The following is a 16,262-nucleotide window of genomic DNA, read 5'->3' as shown; positions in this document are numbered from 1 at the left end:
GCGCCAGCAGCAGCTGCAGCACCACCGGCCCGCCGTGGGCCTGCAGCTCCAGCACATCTTCGCCGGTGTAGGAGTGCGGCGCCGGGAAGTGCAGCGCCAGGCCGTGGTCGATGGGGGAGCCGTCGGCGTCGCGGAAAGGCAGGTAGCTGGCCTCGCGCGGCCTCAGGGCCTTGCCGCACAGCGCCTGCACCAGCGCACCCAGGCCGCGGCCCGAAACGCGGACGATGCCCACCGCACCCCGGCCCGGGGCGGTGGCGATGGCGACGATGGGGTCCTGGTGGCGCGGCAGCATGGCGGTGTTCGATCGGGGGGCTGAAAGCACAAGGGCCGCTGTCGCGGCCCCTGGGTGTTCACTTGAACTTGGGGATGTTGAACTTCAGTGGCACGCCCATGCTGTGGTTGATGTATGCCTGCTGGGCGATGGTCAGCACGTTGTTCGTGATCCAGTACAGCACGAGGCCGGACGGGAAGAAGAAGAACATCACCGAGAACATGATGGGCATCAGCCACATGAGCTTGGCCTGCATCGGGTCCGGCGGCAGTGGGTTCAGCGCGGTCTGGAACACGGTGGTCAGCGCCATCACCAGCGGCAGGATGAAATACGGGTCGGGCGAGGACAGGTCGATGATCCAGCCCATCCAGGGCGCGTTGCGCATTTCCACGCTGGACAGCAGCACCCAGTACAGCGCGATGAACACCGGGATCTGGATCAGGATCGGGAAGCAGCCGCCCAGCGGGTTGACCTTTTCCTCCCGGTACATCTTCATCATCTCCTGCTGCATCTGCTGCGGGTTGCTCTTGAGGCGTTCGCGCATTTCCATGATGCGCGGGTTGATCGCCTTCATCTTGGCCATGCTGCGGTAGGCGCTGGCGTTGAGCCAGTAGAAGGCGGCCTTGATCAGCACCACCAGCAGCACGATGGACCAGCCCCAGTTGCCGACGAACTTGACGATCTTCTCCAGCAGCCAGTACAGCGGCTTGGCCAGGATGGTCAGCCAGCCGTAGTCCTTCACCAGCTCCAGGCCGGGGGCGATGACTTCGAGCTTCTTTTCTTCCTGCGGGCCGACGAACAGGCGCGCCTCCAGCTTCTGGCTGGCGCCGGGGGCGATGCTGCCGAGCGAGGTCAGCATGCCGGCCGAGTACAGGCCGCCCACTTTGCGCACGAAGTTTTCGCGCTCCACGCCCTGGCCCAGCAGCCAGGCGCTGGCGAAGTAGTGCTGCACCATGGCGACGTAGCCGTCGCTGGCGGTCTTCTGGAAGCTGGCCTTGTTCTTGTCCACGTCCTCGAAGTTGACCTTCTCGTACTTGGCCGCGTCGCTGTAGACGGCCGGGCCGGTGAAGGTGGAGTAGAACGGCGTGTCGCTTTCGGCCTTGGTGCCGTCGCGCACCAGCTGCAGGTAGACCTGCGGGGCGATGGCGGCGCTGCCCTGGTTGATCACCTCGTGCTGGACGGCGATGTCGTAGGCGCCGCGCTGCAGCGTGTAGGTCTTGGCCAGCACCACGCCGTTGATCGGCTGCGACTCGAAGCGCACCGTCAGGCGGTCCTGGCCGTCGGCCATTGCACTGTCGGTGGACACCAGACGCATCGGAGTCTTGTGGGTCGGCAGGGCCTGGCCGGCCGCGCCGATCAGGCCGGTCTGGGCCACGTAGGTGTGCTTGTCGTCCTGCACCAGCAACTGCAGCGGGGTCTGGCTCTGGCGGAAGGCCTTGCCGGTTTCGGTGGCGTGCGGCAGGATGCTGGCGCTCACCAGCGAGCCGCCTTCGCTGTCAAAGCTCAGGGCCAGCACGTCGGAGCGCACTTGGTGGGTTTCGCGCGGGATGGCCGGCGCATCGGCCGGCGGGGTGGCGCTGCCACCACCGGTCAAGGCGGCGCTGGCCGCAGGCACGCTGGCGTTGGCCGGTGCGGTGGCGGCGGCCTTGGGCTGGCTGCTGCCCGGGAAGAAGGTGGCCGGCTTGCCGTTGTGAATTTGCCACTGGTCCCAGATCAGGATCAGGGAGAAACCAAAAATCACCCAGAGGATGGATCGGCGGATGTCGCTCATGACGGTTTCTTTTCAGAGGGTTCTGACAGGAGGGAGGTGAACGGCCGTGGCGCGCGTTCGGGCACCGGGTCGTGGCCGCCGCTGCACCAGGGGTGGCAACGGCCCAGGCGGCGCAGGGTCAGGTAGCTGCCGGACAGTGCGCCGTGGCGGTTCAGGGCGTCCAGGGCGTAGGCCGAGCAACTGGGGGTGAAGCGGCAGGACGAGCCCAGCCAGGGGCTGAGCAGCAGGCGGTAACCTTGCACCAGGCCCACCAGCAGGCGGCGCGGCAGGTCACGCACGGCGGCCTCCGGGCAGCAGGCGCAGCAACTCGGCCCGCACCGCCTGTTTCAAGGCGTCGGACGTGGCGCTGGGGAATTGCTGGCGCGCGAAACCCGAGCGCAGCCGCACCACCACCGCCTGGTCGGGCCAAGTGGTGGCACAGGACTCGGCCACGGCGTAAATCTGGCGGCGGATGGCGTTGCGGGTCACGGCCCGCTTGGCCCAGCGCTTGGGGATGAGCACCCCCAGCCAGGGACCGGCGCCGGCAAACAGGGCCCGGCGACCGTCGCCGAGCGCGCTCATGGAGGCGGCGTGCAAGGCGAAATGCATGGTTTTGGCGGCCGGAGCAGAGGCCAGCACCGCTTCGAACTGCGCACGCTGGCGCAGGCGCTGCCAGCGGGGTGCGCCAGCCGAAGTGGCTGGAGCGTTCGCGTCCACCCGCACCGCAGGGCCCAGAGGCCTCAGACGGCCAGGCGCTTGCGGCCCTTGGCGCGGCGGGCGTTCAGCACGGCGCGGCCACCGCGGGTCTTCATGCGAACCAGGAAACCGTGGGTGCGGGCGCGCTTGATCTTGGAGGGTTGGTAGGTGCGTTTCATGGTGCGTTCCTGTTGGGGCGCGGCTCAGCAGGCTGGCGCGGTCCCGGGTTTGGGGTTGGTGAATTTTTCCGAGGAAACCCTAGATTATTGCAAAAAATCCCGATTCGACCAAATCGCCCGCGCTTTTCGGTGTCGGGGGCGGGGTGGGGGGTGTCCCGGCGGCATGTGGATAACTTTGCGCGGGGCACTACAATGCGCCCTCGGCCCCCTGCGGCTGTCCACACCCTCTCGTCCCCTGTCCCGTTTGCTGCCCGCCCCATGAGTTCTTCCCGTTCCCCGTCAGACACCCCGTTGGGCGTGGCCGATTTGTGGCTGGCCTGCGTCGACCGTCTGGCCCAGGACATGCCGGAACAGCAGTTCAACACCTGGATCCGGCCGCTCAGTGCCAAGGTGTCCGAATCGGCCGACAAGGTGACCCTGGCGGTGGCCAACCGCTTCAAGATGGACTGGATCCGCGCCCAGTACGGCGCCAAGATCGCCACCACCCTGCAAGACCTGATGGGCCATCCGGTGGCGTTGGAGTTGGTGCTCGCTCCGCGTGAAGCCCCTGCGAAATCTGGGTTTGTGCCACGCACGTCGCCGGCGTTGCAGGACCCCATCTTCGCCGAACTGCCCGAAGTGCCGGCCCCGCCCGCGCCCAAGGCCGAGGCGCACAAGCACCGGCTGAACACGGCCCTGACGTTCGCCACGCTGGTCGAGGGCTCGGCCAACCGCATGGCGCGCGCCGCCGCCATGCACGTGGCCGGCAGCCCGGGCCAGCTCTACAACCCGCTGTTTGTGTACGGCGGCGTGGGCCTGGGCAAGACCCACCTGGTGCACGCCATCGGCAACCAGCTGCTGGCCGACAAGCCCGGGTCCAAAGTTCTCTACATCCACGCCGAGCAGTTCGTGTCGGATGTGGTCAAGTCCTACCAGCGCAAAACGTTTGACGAGTTCAAGGAACGCTACCACTCGCTCGACCTGCTGATCATCGACGACGTGCAGTTCTTCGCCAACAAGGAACGCACGCAAGAAGAGTTCTTCAACGCCTTTGAAGCCTTGCTGGCCAAGAAGAGCCACATCGTCATGACCAGCGACACCTACCCCAAGGGCCTGGCCGACATCCACGAGCGCCTGGTGTCGCGCTTCGACTCCGGCCTGACGGTGGCGATCGAGCCGCCCGAGCTGGAAATGCGGGTGGCGATTCTGATCAGCAAGGCCGAGGCCGAAGGTGCCGCCATGCCCGAGGACGTGGCCTTCTTCGTGGCCAAGAACGTGCGCTCCAACGTGCGCGAACTCGAAGGCGCGCTGCGCAAAATTTTGGCCTACAGCCGCTTCAATCAGAAGGAAGTCTCCATCCAGCTGGCGCGCGATGCCTTGAAAGACCTGCTGAGCATCCAGAACCGGCAGATCAGCGTGGAGAACATCCAGAAAACCGTGGCCGATTTCTACAAGATCAAGGTTGCGGACATGTATTCCAAGAAGCGGCCGGCCAACATCGCCCGCCCGCGCCAGATCGCCATGTTCCTGGCCAAGGAGCTGACGCAAAAGAGCCTGCCCGAAATTGGCGAGCTGTTCGGTGGTCGCGACCACACCACCGTGTTGCACGCGGTGCGCAAGATCGCCGCCGAACGCCAGACCGTGAGCGAACTGAATCAGCAGCTGCACGTGCTGGAGCAGACCCTCAAGGGTTGAGGCCGCGATACCGGGCCCAAACCTGTGACAATGGCAGCTCAACTTTCCACACCACCCTGACCCCATGATCGTTTTTCAATCGACCCAGGACAAAGTGTTGGCCGCCCTGCAATCGGTGGCCGGTATCGTGGAACGCCGCCACACCCTGCCGGTGCTGGCAAACGTGCTCATCCGCAAGACCGGGGGGCAGCTGCAGTTGACCACGTCCGACCTGGAAATCCAGATCCGCACCCAGGCCGACCTGGGCGGCGACGAGGGCAGTTTCGCCACCACCGTGGGCGCGCGCAAGCTCATCGACATCCTGCGCACCCTGCCGTCCGACCAGACGGTGACGTTGGAGTCGCAGATGTCCAAACTGGTGCTCAAGGGCGGCAAGTCCAAGTTCACCCTGCAGACCCTGCCGGCCGAGGACTTCCCGCTGGTGCAGGAGTCGCCCAGTTTCGGGCCGGTCTTCAGCGTGCCGCAGAAGACGCTCAAGACCCTGCTGGGCCAGGTGAGTTTTGCCATGGCGGTGCATGACATCCGCTACTACCTCAACGGCATTCTGTTCGTGGCCGAGGGCAAGACCCTGAGCCTGGTGGCCACCGACGGCCACCGCCTGGCCTTCGCCAGCGCCGAGCTGGACGTGGAGGTGCCCAAACAGGAAGTGATTCTGCCGCGCAAGACGGTGCTGGAACTGCAGCGCCTGCTCAGCGACAAGGACGGCGCCATCGAGCTGCAGTTCGCCGCCAACCAGGCCCGCTTCCGCTTCGAGGGCATGGAATTCGTCACCAAGCTGGTGGAAGGCAAGTTCCCCGACTACAACCGCGTCATCCCGCGCAACCACCAGAACATCGTGGTGCTGGGCCGGGTCCCGCTGCTGGCCGCGCTGCAGCGCGCCGCCATCATGACCAGCGAGAAGTTCAAGGGCGTGCGCCTGAACGTGGAGCCCGGTGTGCTGCGGGTGGCCGCCAGCAACGCCGACCAGGAGGAGGCGGTGGACGAACTCGATATCGAATACGGTGGCGACGCCATCGAGATCGGCTTCAACGTCAGCTACCTGATCGATGCCCTGGGCAACATGGGCCAGGACATGGTGCGGGTGGAGCTGGCCGACGGCAACTCCTCTGCCCTGGTGACCATTCCCGACAACGAACGGTTCAAGTACGTGGTGATGCCGATGCGCATCTGACGGGGCCGTCGGGCCCCGGGCCCGCCACCCCACCCCGAACCCGCCCCCGTGTGCGGGTTTCGGCTTTTGAAGACACCCGAGATTTCCGACCATGACCGACGCGACCCAGACCCCCCACGACGACCAGCTGCCCTCCGCGCCCGCTGGCGGCGACTACGGCGAAGGCGCCATCCAGATCCTGGAGGGCCTGGAGGCGGTGCGCAAGCGCCCCGGCATGTACATCGGCGACACGTCGGACGGCACCGGCCTGCACCACCTGGTGTTCGAGGTGGTGGACAACTCCATCGACGAAGCGCTGGCCGGCCATTGCGACGACATCGTGGTCACCATCCATTCCGACAACTCCATCAGCGTGACCGACAACGGCCGCGGCATCCCGACCGGGGTGAAGATGGACGACAAGCACGAGCCCAAGCGCTCGGCGGCTGAAATTGCGCTGACCGAACTGCACGCCGGCGGCAAGTTCAACCAGAACAGCTACAAGGTCTCAGGCGGTTTGCACGGTGTGGGCGTGTCTTGCGTCAACGCGCTGTCCAAATGGCTGCGCCTGACCGTGCGCCGCGACGGCAAGGTGCACCAGATCGAATTCGCGCGCGGCTTTGTGCAGAACCGCCTGCTGGAATCGGTGGACGGCTTTGAAGTGAGCCCGATGAAAGTGACCGGCGCCACCGACAAGCGCGGCACCGAGGTGCACTTCCTGCCCGACACCGACATCTTCAAAGAGAACTTCGATTTCCACTACGAAATCCTGGCCAAGCGCCTGCGCGAACTGAGCTTTCTGAACAATGGCGTGCGCATCCGCCTGAAGGACGAGCGCAGCGGCAAGGAAGACGATTTCTCGGGTGCTGGCGGCGTGAAGGGCTTTGTGGAGTTCATCAACCAGGGCAAGAAGGTGCTGCACCCCACCACCTTCCACGCCATTGGCACACGCCCGGCCGACAGCTACGGCGGCATTCCCGGCACCGAAATTGGCGTGGAAGTGTCGATGCAGTGGAACGAGAGCTACAACGAAAACGTGCTCTGCTTCACCAACAACATCCCGCAGCGCGACGGCGGCACCCACCTGACCGGCCTGCGCGCGGCCATGACCCGCGTGATCGGCAAGTACATCGCCGACAACGACCTGGCCAAAAAAGCCAAGGTGGAAGTGAGCGGCGACGACATGCGCGAAGGCCTGTGCTGCGTGCTGAGCGTGAAGGTGCCCGAGCCCAAGTTTTCCAGCCAGACCAAGGACAAGCTGGTGTCCAGCGAGGTGCGCGCGCCGGTGGAAGACATCGTGGCCAAGGCGCTGACCGAATTCCTGGAAGAAAAGCCCACCGACGCCAAGATTCTGTGCGGCAAGATCGTGGAGGCCGCCCGCGCCCGCGAAGCCGCGCGCAAAGCCCGCGAAATGACGCGCCGCAAAGGCGTGCTGGACGGCATGGGCCTGCCCGGCAAACTGGCCGACTGCCAGGAAAAAGACCCGTCGCTGTGCGAAATCTACATCGTGGAGGGCGACTCCGCCGGCGGCTCGGCCAAGCAGGGCCGCGACCGCAAGTTCCAGGCCATTCTGCCGCTGCGCGGCAAGATCCTGAACGTGGAAAAGGCGCGTTACGAGAAGCTGCTGAGCAGCAACGAAATCCTGACGCTGATCACCGCGCTGGGCACCGGCATTGGCAAGGCCAGCGCCGAGGACGAGTACAACCCCAAGGGCAAGAGCGGCGCCGACGACTTCAACATCGACAAGCTGCGCTACCACCGCATCATCATCATGACCGACGCGGACGTGGACGGCGCGCACATCCGCACCCTGCTGCTGACCTTCTTCTACCGCCAGATGCCCGAGCTGGTGGAGCGCGGGCACATCTACATCGCGCAGCCGCCGCTGTACAAGGTGAAGGCTGGCAAGGAAGAGCTGTACCTGAAGGACGCGGCCGCGCTGGACGGCTTTTTGCTGCGCATTGCCTTGAAAGACGCCAAGGTGGCCACCGGTGGCGCGGCCAACACGCTGCTGGAAGGCGAGACCCTGGCCGAGCTGGCGCGCAAGCACCAGGTGGCTGAAAGCGTGATCGCGCGCCTGAGCGCTTTCATGGACGCCGAGGCCCTGCGCGCCGTGGCCGACGGCGTGGTGCTGAACCTGGATGACCTGGAACAAGCCGTCACCAGTGCCGCCGCCCTGCAGGTGGCGCTGCGCGAACTCAACACCACCGGTGTGCCGGCCGAAGTGGCCGCCGAGTTCGACGTGCGCACCGACAAACCGCTGCTGCGTATCAGCCGCCGCCACCACGGCAACATCAAGAGCAGCGTCATCACGCAAGAGTTTGTGCATGGCGCGGATTACGCTGCGCTGGCCGAAGCGGCCAACACCTTCCGTGGCTTGCTGGGCGAGGGCTCGCGCGTGATGCGCGGCGAGGGCGACCGCCAGAAGGAAGAGAAGGTGGGTGACTTCCGCCAGGCCATGCAGTGGCTGATCGGCGAAGCCGAACGCACCACTGCCCGCCAGCGCTACAAGGGCTTGGGCGAAATGAACCCCGAGCAGCTGTGGGAAACCACCATGGACCCCACCGTGCGCCGCCTGCTGCGGGTGCAGATCGAAGACGCCATCGAGGCCGACAAGGTGTTCACCATGCTGATGGGCGACGAGGTGGAACCGCGCCGGGATTTCATCGAGACCAATGCCCTGCGGGCGGGGAACATCGACGTTTGAGGTTGGTGTAGGCCCACAGGCGAGGCAATACACCGGCGCGCTTCTTTCGCCTCCGCTGAGGGGAACCAAATCCCCGCCGGGTGTCGAATCCGCATGACCTTTGCCTCCCTGACCTCGCGCCTGTGGGCCCACCTGCGCGCCCGCTGGCGCAGCCACCTGGGCCACTTGGTGATCGTCGCCGTGGTGCTGGCCGGGGTGCAACTGTGGCAGACGCGGCACGTGCCCGCGGGGCCGGCCCCGGACCTGGCGCTGGCGGTGGTGAACCCCGAGGGACAGGTGCTGGCGACCACGCTGTCCGCGTGGCGTGCCGCGTACCTGGGCCAGCCGGTGGTCCTGCATTTCTGGGCCGAATGGTGCCCGATTTGCCGCACCGAAGAGCACAGCGTCACCCGCCTGGGGCGGGACGTGCCCGTGCTGACCGTGGCCATGCAGTCGGGCGAGGCGGCCCAGGTGGCCCGGGTGATGCGCCTGCGCGGCCTGCCCTGGGTGGCGGCCGTGGACCCCAAGGGGGAGGTGGCCCGGGCCTACGGCATCCAGGCGGTGCCGGGCTTTGTGGTGGTGGACCGCGACGGCCAGATCCGCACCCCCACGGTCGGCTACACCACGGAACTGGGCATGCGCCTGCGCGGGTGGTGGGTCCGGCTGCTCGGTTAATTCGCGCCTTGGGGTGACGCCTTCGCGGCGCGCTGCCCGTGGTGTGCGTGGGAGAATGGCCGCAAACGACAGAGGAGACGACGGATGGCACGACCCGAGATTGGTGTGTCGGATCAGGGCTTGCTGCGTGTCTGTCCACCCCGGGTGCCGCGGGCACTGGTGGAGCGGGCGCGGCTGCTGCCCGAGCGGGTGGGGCAGGATGCGGCGGCGGTGGTCATCCAGGCGCCGGCCGGGTTCGGCAAGACCTTTCTGATGGCGCAGTGGCGCAAGGCCTTTCTGGCCGAGGGGGCGGTGGCGGCCTGGGTGTCGGTGCAGGCCGGCGACGAGGGCGGCCACCTGCTGCGCCTGCTGGTGACGTCCATGCGCCACGCGGCGGCGCGCCCCACGTTCGGGCACGCCCTGTTGTCCAGCCCCCCGGACAGCCTGATCGACGCGGCCACCGTGTGGCTGGCCGAGATGGGTCAATATGCCTTGAACACGGTGCTGTTCATTGACGACGCCGACCGGCTGGGGCCGGGCGCGCAACAGGTGCTGGCGTATCTGCTGCGCAACGCCCCGGCCAATTTGCGCGTGGTGGTGGCGGTGCGTGCCGAAACCGACCTGGGGGTGGCCGACCTGATTTCTTATGGGGAGTGCGTGGCCCTGGGGGCCGCGGCCCTGCGCTTCCAGTTGCCCGAGACGCTCCAGCTGGTGCGGGAGCGCCTGGGAGATCGGGTGGACCGCGACACCGCGGCCCGCTTGCACGAGGTCACCGAGGGTTGGCCGCTGGGCCTGCAACTGGCGTTGACGGCGGCCAGCAACGCCCCGGACGCGCGGGCGGAACTGCACGCCTTGTGTGCCGGGGGCAACGCCTTGCGCGACGACCTGATGGAGCGCATGTTGGGGGCGCTGGACGAGGCCGACATGCGGTCCTTGGTGCGCCTGTCGATGCTGGAGGCGTGGTCGCCAGACCTGTGCGCGGCGCTGACCGGGCGCCACGAGGTGCGCGACTGGCTGGACCGCATGTGCCGCGACACGCCCATGTTGCTGCAGGCCGAGCAGGGCGATGGCTACCGGCTGCACAACCTGGCGCGCAAGGCCTTGCGCGCCAAGTTCGAGGCATTGCCGCCGGCGGACCGGTCGGCCTTGCACGCGCGGGCGGCCCGTTGGCTGGCGGACCGGGGCGACCTGGAAAACGCCGCCCGCCACGCGTTGGAGGCCGGCTTGACCGACACCGCTTACGACCTGGCCGAGCGTTCCCTGTACGACTCGCTCATGGCCACCGGGCACCAGTCGGAGGTGATCGAATGGGTCGACCGTCTGCCCGCTGCGGTGCTGGAGGGGAGGCCCCGCCTGATGCTGGCGGCGGCCTGGTCGTTTGCCTTGAGCGAGCGCCACGAACAGGCCGACGCGTGGGTGCGTCGGCTGCTGGCCCTGCCCGGGGTGACCGATGAACTGCGCTGCGAGTGCGACCTGATCCTCAGTGGCGCCGCCATTTTTGCCGACGATCCGGACCGGTTCGCGGCCCTGCACGACCCCTGGGCCGAGGCGCCGCCCTTGACCGCCCCGGCCTTGCTGCACATCCACGCCAACCGCACGGCCTACCGGACCTTGATCGCCGGCCAGCCCTCGCTGGCGCGCCTCAAGCAGCAGCAGGCGCCGGTGCTGGCGCGCGAAGACCTGCAGGCCTACCTGGGGCAGTGGGGGGAGCTGGTCGTCGGGCTCACCTACATCTGGGAAGGGCAGGTGCTGCTGGCGGAGCAACTGCTGCGGCCGACGATGGCCCGGGCGGAGCTCGATCTGGGCCGGCGCAACCCGTTCGTCTGCATGCTGGCCGCCTTCCTGGCCGCCGCGGTGTGGGAGCAGAACCGGGCCGAGGACGTGGGCACGCTGCTGGCCGACCGGCTCGACGTGCTGGAGCGCCGCGGTTTGCCCGAGGCCGTGCTGCTGGCCTTTCGCACCTTGGCGCGGGTGGCCATCCAGCAGGGCAGTGAGCACCGGGCCAAGGAACTGCTCGATGCCCTGCATGCCCTGGGTCTGTCCCGCGGCTGGCCGCGGCTGTGTGTGGCCAGCCTGGGCGACCAGGTGCGCATGCACGCCCGGCGCTACCGCGCCGAGACGGCGCGCCGCCTGCTGGAGGACATGGACCGGCTGATCGAGGCACACGCCCCCGCGCACGGCCCGATCTGGATGAACTCGGTGCGGGCCATGCGCGACCTGGCCGAGGGCCACGCGATGATCGCGGCGCGCCAATGGCGCGAGGCCGTGCTTCCCCTGGCCCGCGCCCAGGCACAGGCCCAGCGCCTGGGCATGGGGCGCCTGAACATCGAGTTGCTGGGGCTGCGGGCCTTGGTGCTCGACCAGGTCGGGGAGCGTTCCCAAGACCTGTTGCGTGAAGCGGTGGACCTGGCCACGGCCTATGGCCTGAGGCGTGTCTTCGATGACGCCCACCCCGACCTGGGCGCCTGGGTGGCGCGGGTGGGGGCGGACGTGCCGGCGGCGGCGCCCAGCCCGCCCCCGGGGCCGCCCCGGCCGGAGCGCGCGCCGCCCCGGCCTGCGCCCAGCCTGGTGTTGACGCCCAAGGAGGGCGAGGTGCTGGAGCTGCTGGCGCGCAACCTGTCGAACAAGGAAATCGGGCTGGCCATGGACGTGGGGGAAGAGACCATCAAGTGGCACGTGAAGAACCTGTTTGCCAAGCTCGACGCCGGCAACCGCAAGCAGGTGGTGGCGCGCGCGCGCCTGTTCGGCTTGTTGCCGCCGGGGTGAGGCCCCCCTCTGCACAGGGGGGGATTTTTCCGGGGGCAGGGGTATTCTTGGTTCCAGCGCATCGGGCCACCACCGGCCCGGTGCATGAAGGAGACAAGTGCATGAACCCATCCTCTTCCCTGGCCGCTCCGGCCGTCGTCGCGGCCGCTTCGCTGGGCGACGCTTTCCATGTGACGCCCCTGACCTGCGCCATCGGCGCCGAGGTGAGCCGCGTCCACCTGGGCGTGGCCTCGCGCGACCCCGGCATGGTGGCCGAACTCCGGGCCCTGCTGCTGAAGCACCGCGTGCTGTTTTTCCGCGATCAGGACATCACCCGCGCCGAACACGTGGCCTTTGCCCGCCACTTCGGTGAACTGGAGGACCACCCGGTGGCTGGGAGCGACCCGGACCACCCCGGGCTGGTGCGGATTTACAAGACTCCGGACACGCCCAACGACCGCTACGAGAACAGCTGGCACACCGACGCCACCTGGCGCGAGGCGCCGCCCTTCGGCTGCGTGCTGCGGTGCGTGGAATGCCCACCAGTGGGGGGCGACACCATGTGGGCCAACATGGTGCTGGCCTACGAAAAGCTGCCGCAGCACATCAAGGACCAGATCGCGAACCTGCGGGCGCGCCACAGCATCGAGGCCACTTTCGGGGCGGCCATGCCGATCGAGCGGCGCCTGGCGCTGAAGGCGCAGTTCCCCGACGCCGAGCACCCGGTGGTGCGCACCCACCCGGACACCGGGGAAAAGGTGCTGTTCGTCAACGCCTTCACCACCCACTTCACCAACTTCCACACGCCCGAGAACGTGCGCTACGGGCAGGACTACACGCAGGGCGGCAGCGCGCTGCTGCAGTACCTGATCAACCAGGCCGCCATTCCCGAGTACCAGGTGCGCTGGCGCTGGCAGCCCAACACCGTGGCCATGTGGGACAACCGCGCCACCCAGCACTACGCGGTGATGGACTACCCGCCGTGCCACCGCAAGATGGAACGCGCCGGGATCATCGGCGACCGGCCCTTCTGACCCCCGCGGCGCCCGCCGCCGCCCCCGCTTTTCCCCGTTCAGGGCCCTCGGGCCCGCCTTGCCCCTTTTTGCAGGAGACTCGCATGCATTTCCTCGACGGCCACCTGTTCCCCGAAAACCAGGACAAACTGGTCATCACCGCCGCGCCTTACGGCCCCGAATGGATCCCCTCCGACTTCCCCGAAGACATCCCGGTCACGATGGAAGAACAGGTGCAAAAGGCCGTGGATTGCTACAACGCCGGCGCCACCGTGCTGCACCTGCACGTGCGTGAACTCGACGGCAAGGGCTCCAAGCGCCTGTCCCAGTTCAACGAGCTGATCGCCGGCGTGCGCCAGGCCGTGCCGGACATGATCATCCAGGTCGGCGGCTCCATCAGCTTCGCCCCGGTGGGCGAGGGCGAGATCGCCAAATGGCTGTCGGACGACACCCGCCACATGCTGGCCGAGCTCAGCCCCAAGCCCGACCAAGTGACCGTGACCGTCAACACCACCCAGATGAACGTGACCGAGCACATGGAAGAGGCCGACATCGCCGGCACCTCCATGGCCACGCCCGAAGGCCGCCGCGCCTACACCGAAATGGTCGTGCCCTCCACGCCCAGCTTCGTGGAGGAACACGTCAAGCGACTCTCTGCGGCCGGCATCCAGAGCGCCTTCCAGTTCTACAACCTCAACAGCTTCGAGACGGTGGAGCGCCTGATCCGCCGCGGCGTGTACAAAGGCCCGCTGGTGTGCAACTGGGTCGCCATCAGCGGTGGCATGGACGCCCCCAACATCTACAACCTGGCCAGCTTCCTGCGCGCCATTCCCGACGGCACCATGCTGACGGTGGAAAGCAGCATGCGCAACGTGCTGCCCATCAACATGATGGGCATGGCCATGGGCCTGCACGTGCGCTGCGGCATTGAAGACAACATTTGGAACCAGGCGCGCACCGAGAAGATGACCACCGTGCAGCAGATCGAACAGCTGGTGCGTGTGGCGCGCGAATTCGGCCGCGAGGTGGCCACGGGCAAAGAGGCGCGCGAGATCCTGAAGATCGGCGTGTTCTACGACACCGTGGAAGAAACCCTGGCGGCCAACGGCTTCTCGCCCAACCGCAAGGGCGCCAACCAGGGCTTCCTGCGCAAGGTCGCCTGAGCCGCAGACCGGAGGGGCCATGTCGCGCAGCTTGAACGTTGACGTCTATTTCGACCTGATCTGCCCCTGGTGCCTGATCGGCAAGCGCCACCTGCGCGACGCGCTGGCCGCCTTGCACGCGGAGGCGCCGGAGGTCGAGGTGGCGCTGACCTGGCATTCCCTCAGCCTGATTCCGCTGGTGCCGGCGCAAGGCCTGCCTTTTGCCGAGTTCTACCGCCAGCGGCTGGGCAGCGAGGCGGCGGTGCAGCGGCGCCAGGCCGAGGTGCGCGCGGCCGCCGAGCGCGCCGGGGTGCCACTGCGGTTCGACCGCATCCAGACCTTTCCCAACACCCGCATGGCCCACCTGCTGGTGCAGCGCGTGGGTGCACAGGCCGGTGCGGCCGCCGCCGAAGCGGTGATCGACCGCCTGTTCGACGGCTACTTTGTGCGGGGCGAGGACCTGGGCGACGCCGAGGCCCTGGTGGCCCTGGGCCGCGACTGGGGGCTGGAGCCCGAAGCCTTGCGCCAGCACCTGCGTGCCGGCCAGTTGCCCGAGTCCGGGCCGTGGGCGGCCGGGGCGGGTGTGCCCCTGTTCGTGTTCAACGGCCTGCGCTCCGTCGTCGGGGCGCAGCCGGTCGAACGCCTGTTGCAGGTGATGCGCCAGAGCCTGAATCCGTCTTCCCAACCCGTTTCCGCGTGACGCCATGATCCCCCCGAAGTTGCCCCCCGTGTTGATCGTGCCCGGTCTGCGCGACCACGTCGCCGACCACTGGCAAACCCACCTGGAGCGTGCGCTGCGCGCGGCTGGCCGCCCCGTCGTGGCGGTGCCGCCCATGGGCCGCAGCGACCTGGACTGCCAGGCCCGGGTGGATGCGATCGAGCAGGCCGCCGCGTCCATCGACGGACCTTTCGTGCTCGTGGCCCACAGCGGTGGCTGCGTGATGGTGGCGCACTGGGCCGCGCGGTCCCGGGCTGCCCGGCGCGTGGTCGGGGCCTTGCTGGCCACCCCCCCGGATTTCGACCGCGCCATGCCCGAGGGCTACCCCACCCTGGCGCAGCTCGATGCCGCGGGCTGGTTGCCCGTGCCGCGCCAACGGCTGCCGTTCCGCTCCTGCGTGCTGCTGAGTCACGACGATCCGTTGGGCTCGTTTCCGCGCATTGGCATGCTCGCATTGGACTGGGACAGCCACGTGGTGGACCTGGGGCGGGTCGGGCACCTCAATCCCGCGTCCGGTTACGGCGACTGGCCCGAAGCCATGGGTTTCGTGGACCGCGTCAGCACCGGCGACGCGTCTTTTTTCAAAGCTGACCAAAGAGGTTGACCATGGCCCAAGCCATCCGTATCCATGAAACCGGCGGCCCCGACGTGCTGCGCCTGGAAGCCGTCGAAGTCGGTGACCCCGGCCCCGGCCAGGCGCGCGTGCGCCACAGTTACGTGGCGGTGAATTTCATCGACATCTACTTCCGCACCGGCCGCTACCCCATGCCCCTGCCCAATGGGCTGGGCTCCGACGCGGTGGGCGTGGTGGAGGCCGTCGGCGCCGGCGTGACCGAGGTGAAAGTGGGCGACCGCGTGGGTTACCTGCTGGGCCCGCAGGGCGCCTACAGCGACGTGCGCGTGATGCCGGCCGAGGTGCTGATTCCCCTGCCCGACGGCGTGTCGGACCGCACCGCCTCGGCGCTGATGATGAAGGGCATGACGGCGCAGTACCTGTTCCGCCAGGTCTACCCCCTGAAGGGCGGCGAAACCATCCTGTACCACGCCGCCGCCGGGGGCGTGGGCCTGGTCGCCTGCCAGTGGGCCAAGGCGCTGGGGGTGCACATGATCGGCACCGTCAGCACCGACGAGAAGGCCGAGATCGCCCGGGCCCACGGCTGCGAGCACGTCATCGTCACCTCGCGCGAGGACATCGCCCAGCGCGTGCGCGAAATCACCGACGGCCAAGGCGTGCCGGTGGTGTACGACTCGGTCGGCAAGGACACGCTGATGGCCTCGCTCGACAGCCTGCGGCCGCGCGGCACGCTGGTGAGCAACGGCACCAGCTCGGGCCCGGTGGTGGTGGATTCGACGCTGCTGGCGGTCAAGGGTTCGCTCTGGATGACGCGCCCGGCCATGGTCCATTACGCCACGCCGCGTTCGCACATGCTGGACATGGCCCAGGAACTGTTCGACCTGGTGCTGGCCGGAAAGATCCAGGGCGAGCCGAACCAGAGCTTTGCCCTGGCCGACGCGGCCGAGGCCCACCGTGCGCTGGAATCGCGCCGCACGGTGGGCGCGACGGTGCTGGTGCCCTGAGCGCCA

The 16,262-nt window shown here is 67.8% G+C and carries 14 protein-coding genes and 1 pseudogene; 10 read left to right on the top strand and 5 right to left on the bottom strand.

Features of this window, described 5'->3' with window-relative positions:
* The 5 genes and pseudogenes from CON77_RS12090 to rpmH all read right to left on the bottom strand — a co-directional run.
* A pseudogene (locus tag CON77_RS12090) lies at window positions 1-292 on the bottom strand (tRNA uridine-5-carboxymethylaminomethyl(34) synthesis GTPase MnmE); the annotation flags it as partial.
* 58 nt (window positions 293-350) lie between these two features.
* Window positions 351-2,042: a membrane protein insertase YidC gene (yidC, locus tag CON77_RS12085; protein ID WP_101049478.1), complete on the bottom strand. Its 1,692-nt coding sequence runs from the start codon at window positions 2,040-2,042 to the stop codon at window positions 351-353.
* Entirely contained in the window at window positions 2,039-2,311 is a 273-nt protein-coding gene (gene yidD / locus CON77_RS12080) for a membrane protein insertion efficiency factor YidD (protein WP_101049486.1), read from the bottom strand. The genes yidC and yidD overlap by 4 nt, the downstream gene beginning before the upstream one ends.
* A gap of 1 nt (window position 2,312) precedes the next feature.
* Complete coding sequence (locus CON77_RS12075) at window positions 2,313-2,738, bottom strand: ribonuclease P protein component (protein ID WP_101049488.1); 426 nt, start codon at window positions 2,736-2,738, stop codon at window positions 2,313-2,315.
* Window positions 2,739-2,761: 23 nt separating this feature from the next.
* Entirely contained in the window at window positions 2,762-2,896 is a 135-nt protein-coding gene (gene rpmH / locus CON77_RS12070) for a 50S ribosomal protein L34 (protein ID WP_101049475.1), read from the bottom strand.
* Between the two features lie 258 nt (window positions 2,897-3,154).
* Here rpmH and dnaA point away from each other — a divergent pair, with 258 nt between their 5' ends.
* The 10 genes from dnaA (at window position 3,155) to CON77_RS12020 (ending at window position 16,256) form a co-directional block, all read left to right on the top strand.
* Window positions 3,155-4,570, top strand: a complete 1,416-nt coding sequence (gene dnaA / locus CON77_RS12065) for a chromosomal replication initiator protein DnaA (protein ID WP_101049473.1) — start codon at window positions 3,155-3,157, stop codon at window positions 4,568-4,570.
* Window positions 4,571-4,634: 64 nt separating this feature from the next.
* Window positions 4,635-5,741, top strand: coding sequence for a DNA polymerase III subunit beta (gene dnaN, locus CON77_RS12060; RefSeq protein WP_101049471.1), 1,107 nt, complete (start codon window positions 4,635-4,637; stop codon window positions 5,739-5,741).
* Between the two features lie 91 nt (window positions 5,742-5,832).
* Complete coding sequence (gyrB, locus tag CON77_RS12055; protein WP_101049469.1) at window positions 5,833-8,427, top strand: DNA topoisomerase (ATP-hydrolyzing) subunit B; 2,595 nt, start codon at window positions 5,833-5,835, stop codon at window positions 8,425-8,427.
* Between the two features lie 93 nt (window positions 8,428-8,520).
* On the top strand, window positions 8,521-9,081 hold the full coding sequence (locus CON77_RS12050; RefSeq protein WP_232788525.1) for a redoxin domain-containing protein: 561 nt from the start codon (window positions 8,521-8,523) through the stop codon (window positions 9,079-9,081).
* Between the two features lie 84 nt (window positions 9,082-9,165).
* Entirely contained in the window at window positions 9,166-11,826 is a 2,661-nt protein-coding gene (locus tag CON77_RS12045) for a winged helix-turn-helix domain-containing protein (protein WP_101049467.1), read from the top strand.
* A gap of 101 nt (window positions 11,827-11,927) precedes the next feature.
* Window positions 11,928-12,839: a TauD/TfdA dioxygenase family protein gene (locus tag CON77_RS12040; RefSeq protein WP_101049465.1), complete on the top strand. Its 912-nt coding sequence runs from the start codon at window positions 11,928-11,930 to the stop codon at window positions 12,837-12,839.
* Between the two features lie 83 nt (window positions 12,840-12,922).
* Entirely contained in the window at window positions 12,923-13,981 is a 1,059-nt protein-coding gene (locus CON77_RS12035; RefSeq protein ID WP_101049463.1) for a beta-keto acid cleavage family enzyme, read from the top strand.
* Between the two features lie 19 nt (window positions 13,982-14,000).
* Window positions 14,001-14,660: a DsbA family oxidoreductase gene (locus CON77_RS12030; protein WP_101049461.1), complete on the top strand. Its 660-nt coding sequence runs from the start codon at window positions 14,001-14,003 to the stop codon at window positions 14,658-14,660.
* Window positions 14,661-14,664: 4 nt separating this feature from the next.
* On the top strand, window positions 14,665-15,282 hold the full coding sequence (locus CON77_RS12025) for an RBBP9/YdeN family alpha/beta hydrolase (protein WP_101049459.1): 618 nt from the start codon (window positions 14,665-14,667) through the stop codon (window positions 15,280-15,282).
* Window positions 15,283-15,284: 2 nt separating this feature from the next.
* Entirely contained in the window at window positions 15,285-16,256 is a 972-nt protein-coding gene (locus CON77_RS12020; RefSeq protein WP_101049456.1) for a quinone oxidoreductase family protein, read from the top strand.
* Window positions 16,257-16,262 lie beyond the last annotated feature (6 nt).

The sequence above is a fragment of the Macromonas nakdongensis genome (assembly GCF_002837145.1).
Taxonomy (GTDB): domain Bacteria; phylum Pseudomonadota; class Gammaproteobacteria; order Burkholderiales; family Burkholderiaceae_C; genus Macromonas_B; species Macromonas_B nakdongensis.
The sequence above is the reverse complement of the archived record's forward strand: the minus strand, read 5'-3'. Positions and strand labels throughout refer to the sequence as shown.